The 13,796-nt window shown below is 70.8% G+C and carries 12 protein-coding genes and 1 riboswitch; of the genes, 8 read left to right on the top strand and 4 right to left on the bottom strand.

Going from position 1 to position 13,796, the window contains the following annotated elements:
* Positions 1 to 136 precede the first annotated feature (136 nt).
* Together ACFYP5_RS13450 and ACFYP5_RS13445 are read left to right on the top strand one after the other, a co-directional pair.
* Complete coding sequence (locus ACFYP5_RS13450; protein WP_389034628.1) at positions 137 to 934, top strand: carbon-nitrogen hydrolase family protein; 798 nt, start codon at positions 137 to 139, stop codon at positions 932 to 934.
* 48 nt (positions 935 to 982) lie between these two features.
* On the top strand, positions 983 to 2,689 hold the full coding sequence (locus tag ACFYP5_RS13445; RefSeq protein WP_389034626.1) for a flavin monoamine oxidase family protein: 1,707 nt from the start codon (positions 983 to 985) through the stop codon (positions 2,687 to 2,689).
* Between the two features lie 123 nt (positions 2,690 to 2,812).
* On the opposite strand, the gene ACFYP5_RS13440 is transcribed toward ACFYP5_RS13445, so the two are convergent.
* The 3 genes from ACFYP5_RS13440 to ACFYP5_RS13430 all read right to left on the bottom strand — a co-directional run bounded on the left by ACFYP5_RS13440 (position 2,813) and on the right by ACFYP5_RS13430 (position 5,316).
* A complete protein-coding gene (locus tag ACFYP5_RS13440) occupies positions 2,813 to 3,514 on the bottom strand; it encodes a DUF5995 family protein (protein WP_389035318.1) in 702 nt (233 codons plus the stop codon).
* A 159-nt stretch (positions 3,515 to 3,673) separates the two neighbouring features.
* The gene (locus tag ACFYP5_RS13435) at positions 3,674 to 3,826 is read right to left on the bottom strand and encodes a hypothetical protein (RefSeq protein WP_389034624.1); all 153 of its coding nucleotides are present in this window, start codon (positions 3,824 to 3,826) and stop codon (positions 3,674 to 3,676) included.
* A gap of 98 nt (positions 3,827 to 3,924) precedes the next feature.
* Complete coding sequence (locus ACFYP5_RS13430) at positions 3,925 to 5,316, bottom strand: uracil-xanthine permease family protein (RefSeq protein WP_389034622.1); 1,392 nt, start codon at positions 5,314 to 5,316, stop codon at positions 3,925 to 3,927.
* A 266-nt stretch (positions 5,317 to 5,582) separates the two neighbouring features.
* On the opposite strand from ACFYP5_RS13430, the gene ACFYP5_RS13425 reads away from it, so the two are divergent.
* Entirely contained in the window at positions 5,583 to 6,878 is a 1,296-nt protein-coding gene (locus ACFYP5_RS13425; protein ID WP_389034620.1) for an alginate lyase family protein, read from the top strand.
* Positions 6,879 to 6,928: 50 nt separating this feature from the next.
* Here the strand turns inward: ACFYP5_RS13425 and ACFYP5_RS13420 are convergent, their stop codons facing one another.
* A complete protein-coding gene (locus ACFYP5_RS13420) occupies positions 6,929 to 8,155 on the bottom strand; it encodes an MFS transporter (RefSeq protein WP_389034619.1) in 1,227 nt (408 codons plus the stop codon).
* A gap of 149 nt (positions 8,156 to 8,304) precedes the next feature.
* On the opposite strand from ACFYP5_RS13420, the gene ACFYP5_RS13415 reads away from it, so the two are divergent.
* From ACFYP5_RS13415 to ACFYP5_RS13395, 5 genes are all read left to right on the top strand, one after another.
* The gene (locus tag ACFYP5_RS13415) at positions 8,305 to 9,510 is read left to right on the top strand and encodes an ROK family transcriptional regulator (protein WP_389034617.1); all 1,206 of its coding nucleotides are present in this window, start codon (positions 8,305 to 8,307) and stop codon (positions 9,508 to 9,510) included.
* Between the two features lie 348 nt (positions 9,511 to 9,858).
* Positions 9,859 to 9,989: riboswitch (FMN riboswitch) on the top strand.
* Between the two features lie 159 nt (positions 9,990 to 10,148).
* On the top strand, positions 10,149 to 11,249 hold the full coding sequence (gene ribD / locus ACFYP5_RS13410; protein WP_389034615.1) for a bifunctional diaminohydroxyphosphoribosylaminopyrimidine deaminase/5-amino-6-(5-phosphoribosylamino)uracil reductase RibD: 1,101 nt from the start codon (positions 10,149 to 10,151) through the stop codon (positions 11,247 to 11,249).
* Positions 11,250 to 11,858: a riboflavin synthase gene (locus ACFYP5_RS13405; RefSeq protein WP_389034613.1), complete on the top strand. Its 609-nt coding sequence runs from the start codon at positions 11,250 to 11,252 to the stop codon at positions 11,856 to 11,858.
* Complete coding sequence (locus ACFYP5_RS13400; RefSeq protein WP_389034611.1) at positions 11,855 to 12,499, top strand: nicotinamide riboside transporter PnuC; 645 nt, start codon at positions 11,855 to 11,857, stop codon at positions 12,497 to 12,499. The genes ACFYP5_RS13405 and ACFYP5_RS13400 overlap by 4 nt, the downstream gene beginning before the upstream one ends.
* Positions 12,496 to 13,794, top strand: coding sequence for a bifunctional 3,4-dihydroxy-2-butanone-4-phosphate synthase/GTP cyclohydrolase II (locus tag ACFYP5_RS13395; RefSeq protein ID WP_389034609.1), 1,299 nt, complete (start codon positions 12,496 to 12,498; stop codon positions 13,792 to 13,794). The genes ACFYP5_RS13400 and ACFYP5_RS13395 overlap by 4 nt, the downstream gene beginning before the upstream one ends.
* The last annotated feature ends 2 nt before the right edge of the window (positions 13,795 to 13,796 follow it).

Genomic DNA, 13,796 nt, shown 5'->3' with positions numbered 1-13,796 from the left:
CAACGAATCGCCGCCGCACCGGTGGATCACGCAATGGATCGACGGTCGGCGCGCAACGCTCGCGCCTTGTCCGGCCGGAATCCCGGCCCGTACCGTCTATACGTCCCCGCTCAGCCCGCACCGCCCGAGGTCTGCCATGCCGCCGTTGCGCACCGCCCTGCTCCAGAGCTCCGGACGTCCGGGCTCGGTGGCCGAGAACATCAAGGTGCTCGACGAGGCCGCCGGCCGCGCGGCAGCGGCCGGTGCCCGGCTGCTGGTCTGCCCCGAACTGTTCCTCACCGGCTACGCCATCGGCGACGACGTGCCCCGGCTGGCCGAGCCCGCCGACGGTGTCTCCGCGCGGACCGTCGCCGACATCGCCGTACGGCACGGGCTCGCGGTCCTGTACGGCTACCCGGAGCGCGCGGACGAGCAGATCTTCAACGCGGCGCAGCTGATCGGCCCGGACGGCACCCGGCTCGCCAACTACCGCAAGACCCACCTGTTCGGCTGCTTCGAGCAGCAGTGGTTCACCCCCGGCGAGCAGCCCGTCGTCCAGACCGAGCTGGACGGCGTACGCATCGGGATCATGATCTGTTACGACGTCGAGTTCCCGGAGAACGTACGGGCGCACGCGCTCGCCGCCACCGACCTGCTGCTGGTGCCGACCGCGCAGATGCACCCCTTCCAGTTCGTCGCCGAGTCCGTCGTACCGGTCCGTGCCTTCGAGAGCCAGATGTATGTCGCGTACGTCAACAGGACGGGTCCGGAGGGCGAGTTCGAGTTCGTCGGGCTGAGCTGCCTGGCCGGCCCCGACGGCACCGTCCGCACCCGGGCCGGACGCGGCGAGGAGCTTGTCGTCGGCGATGTCGACCCGGAGTTCCTGAGCGCGTCCCGCGCCGCCAACCCGTATCTGCACGACCGTCGCCCCGGTCTGTACGGCTCCCTCGTCTGAGCCCGCGCCCTCCCGCTTCCTCTTTCCCGTGCAAGGAGTCCGTACCCCATGACGTCCACGGTGCCCAACGCCGTCCAGCACACCGACGCGCAGCCGCCGATCACCATGTTCGGGCCGGACTTCCCCTACGCGTACGACGACTTCCTGGCCCACCCCGCGGGGCTCGGCCAGATACCGGCGACCGAGCACGGCACCGAGGTCGCCGTCATCGGTGGTGGGCTCTCCGGCATCGTGGCCGCGTACGAACTGATGAAGATGGGTCTCAAGCCCGTCGTCTACGAGGCGGACCAGATCGGCGGGCGGCTGCGTACCGTCGGTTTCGACGGCTGCGACCCCTCGCTGACCGCCGAGATGGGCGCGATGCGCTTCCCGCCGTCGTCCACGGCGCTGCAGCACTACATCGACCTGGTGGACCTGCGGACCGAGCCGTTCCCCAACCCGCTGTCCCCCGCCACCCCGTCGACCGTCGTCGACCTCAAGGGCGAGTCGCACTACGCGGAGACCATCGCCGACCTGCCGCAGGTCTACCGCGACGTGATGGACGCCTGGAACGCCTGCCTGGAGGAGGGCGCCGACTTCTCCGACATGAACCGGGCGATGCGCGAGCGAGACGTCCCGCGCATCCGGGAGATCTGGTCGAAGCTTGTCGAGAAGCTCGACAACCAGACCTTCTACGGCTTCCTCTGCGCCTCCGACGCCTTCAAGTCGTTCCGGCACCGTGAGATCTTCGGCCAGGTCGGCTTCGGCACCGGTGGCTGGGACACCGACTTCCCCAACTCCATCCTGGAGATCCTGCGGGTCGTCTACACCGAGGCCGACGACCATCACCGCGGCATCGTCGGCGGCAGCCAGCAGCTGCCGCTGCGGCTCTGGGAGCGCGAGCCGCAGAAGATCGTGCACTGGCCGCTCGGCACGTCGCTGTCCTCGCTGCACGACGGCGAGCCCCGCTCCGCCGTGACCCGGCTGCACCGCACCGCCGGGAACCGGATCACGGTCACCGACGCGACCGGCGACATCCGCACCTTCCGGGCGGCGATCTTCACCGGCCAGTCCTGGCTGCTGCTCTCGAAGATCGACTGCGACGACGCGCTGTTCCCCATCGACCACTGGACGGCGATGGAGCGCACCCACTACATGGAGTCGTCGAAGCTGTTCGTTCCTGTCGACCGGCCGTTCTGGCTGGACAAGGCCGTCGACGACAGGGGGGTTCCCACGGGCCGGGACGTCATGTCGATGACGCTCACCGACCGGATGACCCGGGGTACCTACCTCCTCGACGACGGGCCCGACAAGCCGGCCGTCATCTGCCTCTCGTACACCTGGTGCGACGACAGTCTGAAGTGGCTGCCGCTCTCCCCGAACGAGCGCATGGAGGTCATGCTGAAGTCGCTCGGCGAGATCTACCCGGACGTCGACATCAGGAAGCACATCATCGGCAACCCGGTGACGGTGTCCTGGGAGAACGAGCCTTACTTCATGGGCGCGTTCAAGGCCAACCTGCCGGGGCACTACCGCTATCAGCGACGGCTGTTCACCCACTTCATGCAGGACCGGCTGCCCGCCGACAAGCGCGGACTCTTCCTGGCGGGCGACGACATCTCGTGGACGGCCGGATGGGCCGAGGGCGCCGTGCAGACCGCGCTCAACGCAGTCTGGGGCGTGATGAACCAGTTCGGCGGCGCCACGGATGCGACGAACCCCGGCCCCGGTGACGTCTTCGACGACATCGCCCCGGTCGAACTCCCGGAGGACTGACCGGCGTCACGCGAGTCGGCGGACACCGCGCCGCCGGCCCCGGCCGGGCTCCGGCACCGGGCGACGGATGGTGCACCGGATGTGCCGCCGTGGCGGTGCGGTCGCCTTCGCGAGGGTGTGCGGTCAGCGGCACGGAGTGAGCAGACAGCGCCCCACCAGACCCGCGCCCGCGTCCATCCGCTGCCGGAACTCCTCGGCGAGTACCGGGAGATCACGCAGCCGCCACAGCACCCGGGCCGCCGACCACGCAGCCTCGCGGGCCCGGTCCAGACTCCATGACCCGAGCAGATGGGTCAGTGGATCCGCGACCTCCAGCAGATCCGGTCCCGGCATCAGATCCTCCCGGATCTGCTCCTCCAGCGTCACGAGGAGATCGCCCACCTGGTCGAACTCCTCCTGCAGATCCGGCGGAGCGCAGCGGAGCGTGCGGCAGGTGTCCACCACGGCGAGCGCCAGATCGTGCCCGATGTGTGCGTTGATCCCCGCCATCGCGAACTGCAGGGGACGTAGGCCGGGATGGTGCCGGTACTGGAACAGCGGGCGCCAGCAGTCGGGCGGCCGGTGCCCCGCCGACGCCGCGTCGACGGCCGCGAGATAGCGCTCCGCGAACTTCACGTCCAAGGCGGCTGCGGCCATCCGGTCAGGGAACGCGCCTTCGGTGATCTGCCGGTCGATGCTCTCGGTGACTGTCAGATAGATCCGGTTGAAGACCGCCACCCCGTCCACCGGCGGCCAGGAGGACTGAAGGTCACGCATCCGCCCGAGCACCGAGGTGACAGCGGGCGGCGCGGTGACAGGACCGGCCCGGTCCGCGAACTGCTCCATCTGCTTGAACTGCGCCATGGGGGCAGCGTCCCAGCCATGGGCCCGCCGTGGCGCCGACGGGCCGTGGGTTCATCGGAACGGGGGAACGACGGCAGAGCCATCGGTGCCCGGGAGGCCCGTCCCGGGGCCTTTCGGACGGGGGAGCGAGGCGGTGCGCGGTCAGGCCGGGGGCGTCTCGCCGACTTCTTGCGCGAGCCTGCGCAGGTGCGGGCCGTACTCCGGGTCGGCGGGCGCGGCGGCGAACTGGGTGGTGAGATACGCCAGCGGGTTGCCGGTGTCGTACCACTGGCCCTCGATGACCTGCCCGGACACGGCGCGGCTGCCCGCGTGGGAGAAGGCGTGAGCCGAGGCCCGCAGCGGGGATCACTGCCCTGCGGATGGTGGTGGACATGAGTTCTTCCCGGAACGGGCTACTGCGTGGGCGGTTTCGTGTCGTCGTACGTGGACGTGCCCGCGTCCAGCAGGGGCGCCTGCGGCTTCAGATGGGCCGGGGCGAAGGCCCGCAGCACGTGGTAGCCGGTGATCACGACGATGGTGCCGAGTGCGATCCCGCTCAGCTCGAAGTCGTCGGAGATCTTCAGGCTGACCCCGCCGACACCGATGATGATGCCTGCGGCGGCCGGCACCAGGTTCAGCGGGTTGCGGAGGTCGACGTTGCCGCTCATCCAGATCTGGGCGCCCAGCAGACCGATCATCCCGTACAGGATGACGGTGATGCCGCCGAGGACCCCGCCCGGGATGGCGGCGACGACCGCGCCGAACTTGGGGCAGAGACCGAACAGCAGGGCGAAGCAGGCGGCGGCCCAGTACGCGGCGGTGGAGTAGACGCGGGTCGCGGCCATGACGCCGATGTTCTCGGAGTACGTGGTGTTGGGCGGGCCACCCACCGCGGTGGAGAGCATGGAGGCTGCGCCGTCCGCCGCGATCGCGGTGCCGAGCTTGTCGTCGAGCGAGTCGCCGGTCATCTCGCCCACGGCCTTGACGTGCCCCGCATTCTCCGCGATCAGCGCGATCACCACCGGCAGTGCGACCAGGATCGCCGACCATTCGAAGCTCGGAGCGTGGAAGGACGGCAGTCCGATCCAGTCGGCCTTGGAGACACCCGACAGGTCGAGCCGCCAGTGGTCGACCGCCCCGGGGCCGCCCGCCGGTGAATGGATCTTGCCGAAGACCCGGTCCAGCACCCAGGAGAGCACATAGCCGAAGACCAGACCGAGGAAGATCGCGATGCGCGAGAAGAACCCGCGCAGGCACACCACGGCCATACCGGTGAAGAGCATGACCAGCAGCGCGGTCCACTGGTCCTGCGGCCAGTACGTCGACGCGGTGACCGGCGCCAGGTTGAAGCCGATGAGCATGACGACGGCGCCGGTGACCACGGGCGGCATCGCCGCGTGGATGATCCGGGCACCGAAGCGCTGCACCGCGAGACCCGCGAGGAAGAGCGCCACGCCGACGACGAAGACCGCCCCGGTGACGACGGCACTGTCTCCGCCACCGGCCCGGATCGTCGCGGCCACGCCGACGAAGGAGAGCGAACAGCCGAGATAGCTGGGCACCCGGCCGCGCGTGGCGAGCAGGAAGATGGCCGTCGCGACACCGGACATCATGATCGCGAGGTTCGGGTCCAGCCCCATGAGCACCGGGGCGACGAACGAAGCGCCGAACATCGCAACCACGTGCTGGGCGCCGAGACCGAACGTACGGGGCCAGGAGAGCCGCTCATCGGGCCGGACCACGGCCCCCGGTGCGGGGGTCTTTCCGTCGCCGTGCAAGGTCCAGCGCACGCCGAGGCCGCCCATGGTCGCTCCCTGTGTGTCCGTGTGTGGGTCCGTGCGGTGCCCGGTGCCGTGTTCGTACGGCCCGACGCCACCGCGAAGAAGATCAGCGCCATGGTAATGCCGGAGCGGACTTCACCCGTGTCCGGGTTGCGTTGCGCGAGCCCCGCCCGAAGGTCTCATCCATGAATCGTGCGCGAAGCATTGTCACTCCGAACAGGCAGCTCTACGCTCACACGGTCTTGCTCGTGAACATCATTCATGTATCTGATTCATGAGAGGAGTGCTCGATGAGCGAAAGACCTCGTCGGCGTCTCGGAGCCCTGCTCACCACCGCCGTTGCCCTGGCCGCCGTCCTGGTGCCGGCCGCCTCCTCCGCAGCCGCCACCGCCCACGGCCACCGCCCGCCGCCCCGGGTGCCGGGGACCGTGGTCATCGACGGCCACCGCATTCAGCAGGCCAAGCTACGGCTCGACCACGGCGACCGGGCTCTGCGCACGGCCGTCGAAGCGCTGACCGTGAAGGCGGACAGCTGGCTGGACCAGGGCCCCTGGACGGTTGTCGACAAGCCGAAGCCCGCACCGAGCGGGGACCCGCACGACTACCTGAGCCAGGCCCCGTACTGGTGGCCCTCCCAGCCGAAGACAGCGGAGAACCCGTGGGGCTGTCCGTACGTCCAGCGCGACGGCGAACGCAACCCCGAGGTCGACACCGGCACCGATCGCCCGGACATCGGCAAGGTCTTCAACTCGGTCACCACGCTCAGCCTCGCCTGGTACTACACGGGCCGGAAGCAGTACGCCGAGCACGCCTCGGACATCCTGCGCACCTGGTTCCTCGACCCCGCGACCCGGATGAACCCCAACCTGAACCACGGGCAGTTCATCCCCTGCAAGTACGACGGCCGGGCCATCGGCATCATCGATTTCTCCCAGCAGTACACCTCGGTCCTGGACGCCGTCGCCCTCCTCGACACCGGTGCGCCCGGCTGGTCGAAGAGCGACCGGACCGGCATGCGGGCCTGGAACACCTCGTTCCTGGACTGGCTGGTCGACTCGGACTTCGGGAAGCAGGAATCGGCCGCCCAGAACAACCACGGCACCTTCCAGGACATGCAGATCGCCGGACTCGCCCTCGCCACCGGTGACAAGGACCTCGCCCGCAAGGTCGTCCTCGACGCGCGTGCGCTGCGGATCGACCCGCAGATCGCCTCCGACGGCACCCAGCCGCAGGAGCTGGCGCGCACCCGCAGCTGGCACTACTCGACCTTCGACCTGGTCGCCTACACGCGGCTCGCCGCAATAGGCAAGCAGGTCGGTGTGGACCTCTGGGCGTACCAAGGACCGCAGGGGCAGAGCCTGTTCAAGGCGGTCGACTATCTGCTGCCCGCCGCGACCGGGGCGGCCCCCTGGCCGCACCCGGAGCTGGAGTTCTACCGGTACGCGGCCAGTGACATCGTGCACGCTGCCGCCGACGCCGGCGACCGGCAGGCACAGGCCGCCGTACCGCAACTGGAGACGCCGCCCGGCGGCGACCTCTGGGCGCTGCGGCCCGCAGCGGAGCAGCTCGACTCGATCGCCGGCTGAACGTCGGCGGGCGGGGCTCCACCAGGAGCCCCGCCCGCGGAACGGGCCCTTCAGGCCCGGGGCTCGACCGCCGTCTCCGGTACGCCGACCGCCTTCGCCGCGACCTGGCGGTCGCCCGCCCGCAGCACCCCGGCCCCCAGCACCAGACCGAAAGCCAACACCGTCACCAGGCCGAACGACACGACCAGCGAGGTCGCCTCGGCCAGCGAACCGATCGCCGACGGGGCGATCAGCCCCGAGGTGTACGTGATCGTGGCGACGCCCGCGATCGCCTGGCTCGGGTTCGGCCCGCTGCGCCCCGCCGCCGCGAACGCCAGGGGGACGACCACGGCGACACCGAGGCCCATCAGCCCGAAACCGCACATTGCCGGAACCGCCCCCGGCGCGACGACCACCAGCACACCTCCGACGGTTGCCAGCACTCCGCCCACCCGCACGGTCCTGACCGCACCGAACCGGTCGACGACCTTGTCCCCGGCGATCCGGGCCACCGCCATCGTCAGTGCGAACGCCGTCGTGGACGCGGCCGCGAGCCCGGCGGAGCTGTCCATGATGTCCCGGAGGTAGACCGCCGACCAGTCCAGGCTGGCTCCCTCCGCGAACACCGCGCAGAACCCCACCGCACCGATGACCAGCGCCGACCTGGGAGGCAGGGCGAACCGCGGTGGCGGCTCCTCGTCCGGCTCGCTGCGCAGATCCAGTACGCCCTGGCAGGCGATCAGGCCGAGCGCGGTCAGCACGAGGGCGGCGAGGACATGGTGCAGCCGGGCGTCGGCGCCGACATGGGCGGCCACCGTGCCCGCCGCGGAGCCGATCAGGGCGCCCACGCTCCACATGCCGTGCAGCCCGGACATGATCGACTTGTCGAGACGGTTCTCCACCTCGACGCCGAGGGCGTTCATGGCCACGTCGGACATGCCGGCCGACGCCCCGTACAGGAAGAGCACCGCGCACAGCGTCAGCAGGTTCGGTGCCAGCGAGGGCAGCGTCAGGGCCAGCGTCCACAGCGCCAGCAGTCCGCGCAGGGCGGTCCTGGCGCCGAAGCGATGGCTGATCGCACCGGCCAGCGGCATGGCGAGCGAGGCGCCGATCGCCGGGAAGGCCAGGGCGATGCCCAACTGACCCGCGCTCACCCCGGCGTGGTCCTGGATCCAGGGCACCCGGGTGGCGAAGCTGCCGGTCACCGCGCCGTGCACGGTGAAGACCGCGGCGATCGCGAACCTGGCCCGCCTCACCTGCTCCGTGCCGAAGACCGTCTCTGTGGATTCCGTCGTCATGCCGCCGTGCCCTCCCCTGGGAATTCTCTGTCGCGGTCGACCCCCGCGCCTGACGTCACGGTGCGGGCAGTAAACTATCAGGAACCCTGCCTGATAAATAGGCCGTCAAGGCCCCGGCCCGCGCGGCAGTGATCTGGAAGGATCCCGGCATGCCCGCATCACCGAGCACCGCCCGGGTCATCAATGACCGGCTCGCCCTCCGGCTGCTCCAGGAGGACGGTCCGCTGACGGCCACCCAGCTCAAGACCCTGACCGGGCTCTCCCGCCCCACCGTCGCCGACCTGGTGGAGCGGTTGCAGGGAGCCGGCCTGATCCAGGTCGTCGGCGAGAGCGGCGCCGAGCGGCGCGGCCCCAACGCCCGGCTGTACGGGATCGTCGCGGACCGCGCCCATCTCGCCGCCCTCGACGTGCGTACCGACAGCGTCGCCGTCGTCGTCGCCGATCTCCTCGGCGTGACGCTCGCCGAGGCCACCCTGCCGATCGGCAGCGACACCGGCACCGAGACCGCCGCGGAACGTGCCGCCGCACTGCTGGAGAGCACCGCGTGCGAGGCAGGCGCCGCACCGCTGCACAGCGTCGGCATCGGCGCCCCAGGCCTGATCGACCCGGTCACCGGCGAACTCCGCGACACCACCGGACTCCCCGCCTGGCACCGTCGCCTCGTCCGGGTGCTCCAGCATCGGCTGCCCGCGACCGTGCTCGTGGAGAACGAGACCAACCTGGCCGCCGTCGCCGAACACCGTCTGGGCGCGGCCCAGGACCGCGACACCTTCGTCCTGCTCTGGCTCGGGCACGGCATCGGCGCCGCAGTGATGCTGGACGGCAGGCTGCGCCGCGGAGCCTCCGGCGGTGCGGGCGAGATCGGCTTCCTGCCGGTACCCGGCACGGTGGGGATACCCTCCGCGGTCAACTGCGACGGCGGGTTCCACTCCCTGGTGGCCGCTGCGCCGGTGGGCGAACTGGCCCGGGGATACGGCATCGACGTGCGCAGGCGGATGGGCGCCGGGGAGCAGGAGCCGGCCGCCGCGTTCGCCGTACGGGCCGCCCTGTCCGGAGAAGGGGAGAGCGAGGCGTTCCTCTCCGCCCTCGCCGACCGCCTCGCGGTGGGCGCCGCCGCCGTCGCCTCGGTCATCGACCCCGGCTGTGTGGTCCTCGCCGGCGAGGTCGGTCACGCGGGCGGCGAAGCGCTGGCATCCCGGGTCGAGGAGCGGCTGGCCATGATGTCCCCGCTGCGGACGGAGGTCAGAGCGGGCCTGCTGGGCGGCTCCGCGGTACTCCGCGGCGCGCTGCTCGCCGCCCGCGATGCGGCTCAGGACGAGCTGTTCACCCCGGGTGGCGTCGGCAGCGCTCCGTGAGGAACTACTCGGACGTGGTCTTCCCGACGACCCGTCGGGGAGTCGGATGCTCGCCCCGCCGGTAGCCGGCATACGGCTGTGAACGGCGGCTCGGCACCCGGACCTCGTGCCCGTCGGTGCGCGGCCGCCCCGTCACCTCTCGTCCCAGGGTTCCGGTTCCGCCGCTCACCGGAATCGTGGTCATGGAACCGACCTGTCGGAGGCAGGCGAACGGGCGGGCCGGATCCGCTCGTGCGCACGTCCGTGCGTACGAGCGCCAGCCCGCCCGGGGCCGGGCTGTGAGCCACTCCACACCTCTCGTCCGTATGGCCCATGGACAGGCGTGGCACACTGATCCTGTAACAGCAGCAGCGCACTCCGGGGTCGGTGCAATTCCGAACCGGCGGTTATAGTCCGCGACCCGTCCGCATCCAGCGGCCGGTTGACCAGGTGAGATTCCTGGACCGACGGTTAAAGTCCGGATGGGAGGCAGTGCGCGGCGGGCCGTCACAGACACGCCGCCGTAGGCGGATGCGTTTTCCGGGTTTCCGGAAGATTCGCGTCCGCGTCTTCGGTTTCGGCGTTCCCTGTTGCGTTCCGCTTCATCTGTCGTCATCGACAGGCCCCGGAGTCCGTGCCCGAAGAGGCAGGAGGACCCGGTGGACACCGCAGCCGACAGCACCGCCATGGGCCGAGCGATCACGCTCGCCGCCCGCGGACTCGGCTCCACCAGCCCCAACCCGGTTGTCGGATGCGTGATTCTCGACGCCGAGGGACGCCCGGCCGGTGAAGGCTTCCACCAGCGCGCCGGAGGGCCGCACGCCGAGATCCACGCCCTGCGCGCAGCAGGCGAGAAGGCCCGCGGCGGCACCGCGTACGTCACTCTCGAGCCCTGTAACCACACCGGTCGCACCGGCCCCTGCGCCCAGGCGCTGATCGACGCCGGCGTCAGCCGTGTCGTGTACGCGGTGGCCGACCCGACCCCGCAGGCCACCGGGGGTGCGGACACCCTCCGCGCAGCCGGGATCAAGGCTGAACAGGGACTTCTCGCCGACGAGGCCGAGGCGGGCAACGCCGCGTGGCTGACCTCGGTGCGGCTCGGCCGTCCGTACGTCCTGTGGAAGTACGCCGCGACGCTCGACGGCCGGATCGCCGCCGCCGACGCCACCAGCCGCTGGATCACCTCGCCCGAGTCGCGCGCCGACGTCCACCGGCTGCGCGCCGAGGCCGACGCCGTCGTGGTCGGCTCCGGCACCGCCCGTACCGACGACCCCCAGCTCGGTGTGCGAGGCATCGAAGGGGCCGTGCAGCCGCTGCGCGTGGTCGTCGACACCGGTGCCACGGCGGTGCGCCCCGGCGCCCGCGTCCTCGACGACACGGCGCCGACCCTGGTCGCGGTCGCCGAGGACGCCGAAACCGGCCAGCTGCCCGAGGCGACCGTCCTGCGGCTGCCGCGTGCCGCCACCGGCCCCGGCCTGGACATCCACGCCCTGCTCGCGGCCCTGCACGCGCGCGGCGTCCGCTCCGTACTCCTCGAAGGCGGCCCGACCCTGGCCGGGGCCTTCGTCGCGGCGGGAACGGTCGACAAGGTCGTCGGCTATCTCGCCCCCGTGCTCCTCGGCGCCGGCCCCGCGGCCCTCGCCGACGCAGGAATCTCCACCATCGCGCAGGCGTTGCGCCTCGACGTGACCGAGACCGTACGCATCGGCCCCGATCTGCGCATCACCGCCGTCCCCGGCCCTGCCCGGAAGGGAAACTGAGTGTTCACCGGAATTGTCGAAGAACTGGGTGAGGTCACCGCCGTCGAGAAGCTCGACGACGCCTCCCGATTCCGCCTGCGCGGTCCCGTAGTCACCGAAGGCGCCAAGCACGGCGACTCCATCGCCGTCAACGGCGTCTGCCTCACCGTCGTCGACCTCGGCGACGGCGAGTTCACCGCCGATGTGATGGCCGAGACCCTTGACCGGTCCAGCCTCGGCGCACTGGAGGCCGGCTCCCGGGTCAACCTGGAGCGCCCCATGGCGGTCGGCGGCAGGCTCGGTGGGCACATCGTCCAGGGGCATGTCGACGGCACGGGCCGCATCGTCGACCGCAAGATCTCCGAGAACTGGGAGATCGTGAAGATCTCCCTCCCGGCGGAGCTGACCCGGTACGTGGTGGAGAAGGGCTCGATCACCGTCGACGGCGTGAGCCTGACCGTCGTCGACGCCGGACCCGACTACTTCACCATCAGCCTCATCCCCACCACCCTCGCCCTGACCACGCTCGGCATCAAGGAACCCGGCGACCCGGTCAACCTCGAGGTGGACGTCATCGCGAAGTACGTCGAGCGGCTGCTCGGCGACCGGGACCGGGAGGACACCAAGTGAGCGCCGTCGGCTGGCTCAACTCGGAGGCCTTCGCCCTGTTCGGCCAGCACATCAAGTGGTCCGACATGATCGGCAACACGGTCGGTCTGGCCGCCCTCGCGCTCGGCTGGCGACGCTCCATATGGACCTGGCCCGCGCAGCTGGTCTCCGGCGTGATCCTGCTGGCCGCCTTCGCCTCCGCCCACCTCTCGGGCAGCGCGGGCAAGCAGCTGGTGGTGATCGTCGTGGCCGCGTGGGGCTGGTGGTCGTGGAACCGCGGCAAGCAGCAGGCCCAGGACGGCTCCATCGCCGTACGGTTCGCCAGCTGGCGCGAGCGCGCCTTCCTGCTCGGCGGCGCCGCCCTCGGCACCCTCGCCGTCGGCGGGCTGTTCACCGCGTTCCCGACGCTGTCGTGGGACCCGTGGCCCGATGCGTACATCTTCGTCGGCACGGTCGTCGCGATGTACGCCCAGGCCCGCGGCATGGTCGAGTTCTGGTTCGCCTGGCTGCTGGTCGACCTGGTCGGTGTGCCGCTGAACTTCGCCAACGGCTTCGCCTTCTCCGGCTTCGTCTACGTCATTTACGGCGCCCTCGTCCTGTGGGGCATGCGCGACTGGTGGCTGCGTACGCGGACACCCGCTCTGGAAGGAGCCACGGCATGACTGCCCAGCCCACCTGGTTGCACCCGGAACACGACAGGGTCGTCGAGGACCTCTCCCTCGACCCCGTCGAGCAGGCGATCCGCGACATCGCGGCCGGACGCCCCGTCGTCGTCGTCGACGACGAGGACCGGGAGAACGAGGGCGACCTCGTCATCGCGGCCGAGATGGCCACGCCCGAGATCGTCGCCTTCATGATGAGCGAATGCCGCGGCCTGATCTGCGCGCCGATGGAGAACGACGAACTGGAGCGGCTCGAACTGCCGCAGATGGTCGCCCACAACACCGAGTCGATGCGCACGGCGTTCACCGTCTCGGTCGACGCCTCCGCGGCACACGGCGTGACCACCGGTATCTCAGCCGCAGACCGGGCCACCACGCTCCGGATGCTGGCGGGCGGTCAGGCGGGCCCCGCAGACTTCGTGCGCCCCGGCCACATCTTCCCGCTCCGCGCCCGGTCCGGCGGTGTACTCGTCCGCAACGGCCACACCGAGGCCGCCGTCGACCTGGCCCGGCTCGCCGGGCTGCGGCCCGCCGGTGCGATCGTCGAGATCGCCGGCGAGGACGGGGTGATGCTGCGTCTGCCCGAGCTGGTGCCGTTCGCCCGCAAGCACGGCCTCACGATCATCTCGATCGAGGACCTGATCGCCTACCGCCGCTCCTCCGAGCCGACCGTCCGCCGCGAGGCGGAGGTCCGGCTGCCGACATCGTTCGGCAAGTTCACCGCGTACGGCTACCGCTCCACGGTCGACGGTGTCGAGCATGTCGCGCTCGTCCACGGCGACCTCGGTGACGGCGACGACATCCTCGTCCGGGTCCACTCCGAGTGCCTGACCGGCGACATCTTCCAGTCGCAGCGCTGCGACTGCGGTCCCCAGCTGCACGCGGCCATGGCGCGCATCACCGACGAGGGCCGCGGCGTCGTCGTCTATCTGCGCGGCCACGAGGGCCGCGGCATCGGCCTGCTCTCCAAGCTGCGCGCGTACGAACTCCAGGAGCACGGTGTCGACACCCTCGACGCCAACCTGGAGCTCGGCCTGCCCGCCGACGCCCGGGACTACGGGGCAGGCGCCCAGATCCTCAAGGACCTCGGCGTCCACGGCGTCCGTCTGATGACCAACAACCCCGACAAGACCGCCGCACTCGTGCGGCACGGCCTCGCGATCACCGGCCGCGAGCCGATGCCCGTCCAGGCCGGCGAGCACAACCTGCGGTACCTGCGCACCAAGCGGGACCGCATGGGACACGACCTGCCCTGGCTCGACACCGCGTCGGCGTCGACCTGCGGCAACCAGTAACG

It is taken from the genome of Streptomyces sp. NPDC005262 (assembly GCF_042872425.1).
GTDB lineage: Bacteria > Actinomycetota > Actinomycetes > Streptomycetales > Streptomycetaceae > Streptomyces.
The sequence above is the reverse complement of the archived record's forward strand: the minus strand, read 5'-3'. Positions and strand labels throughout refer to the sequence as shown.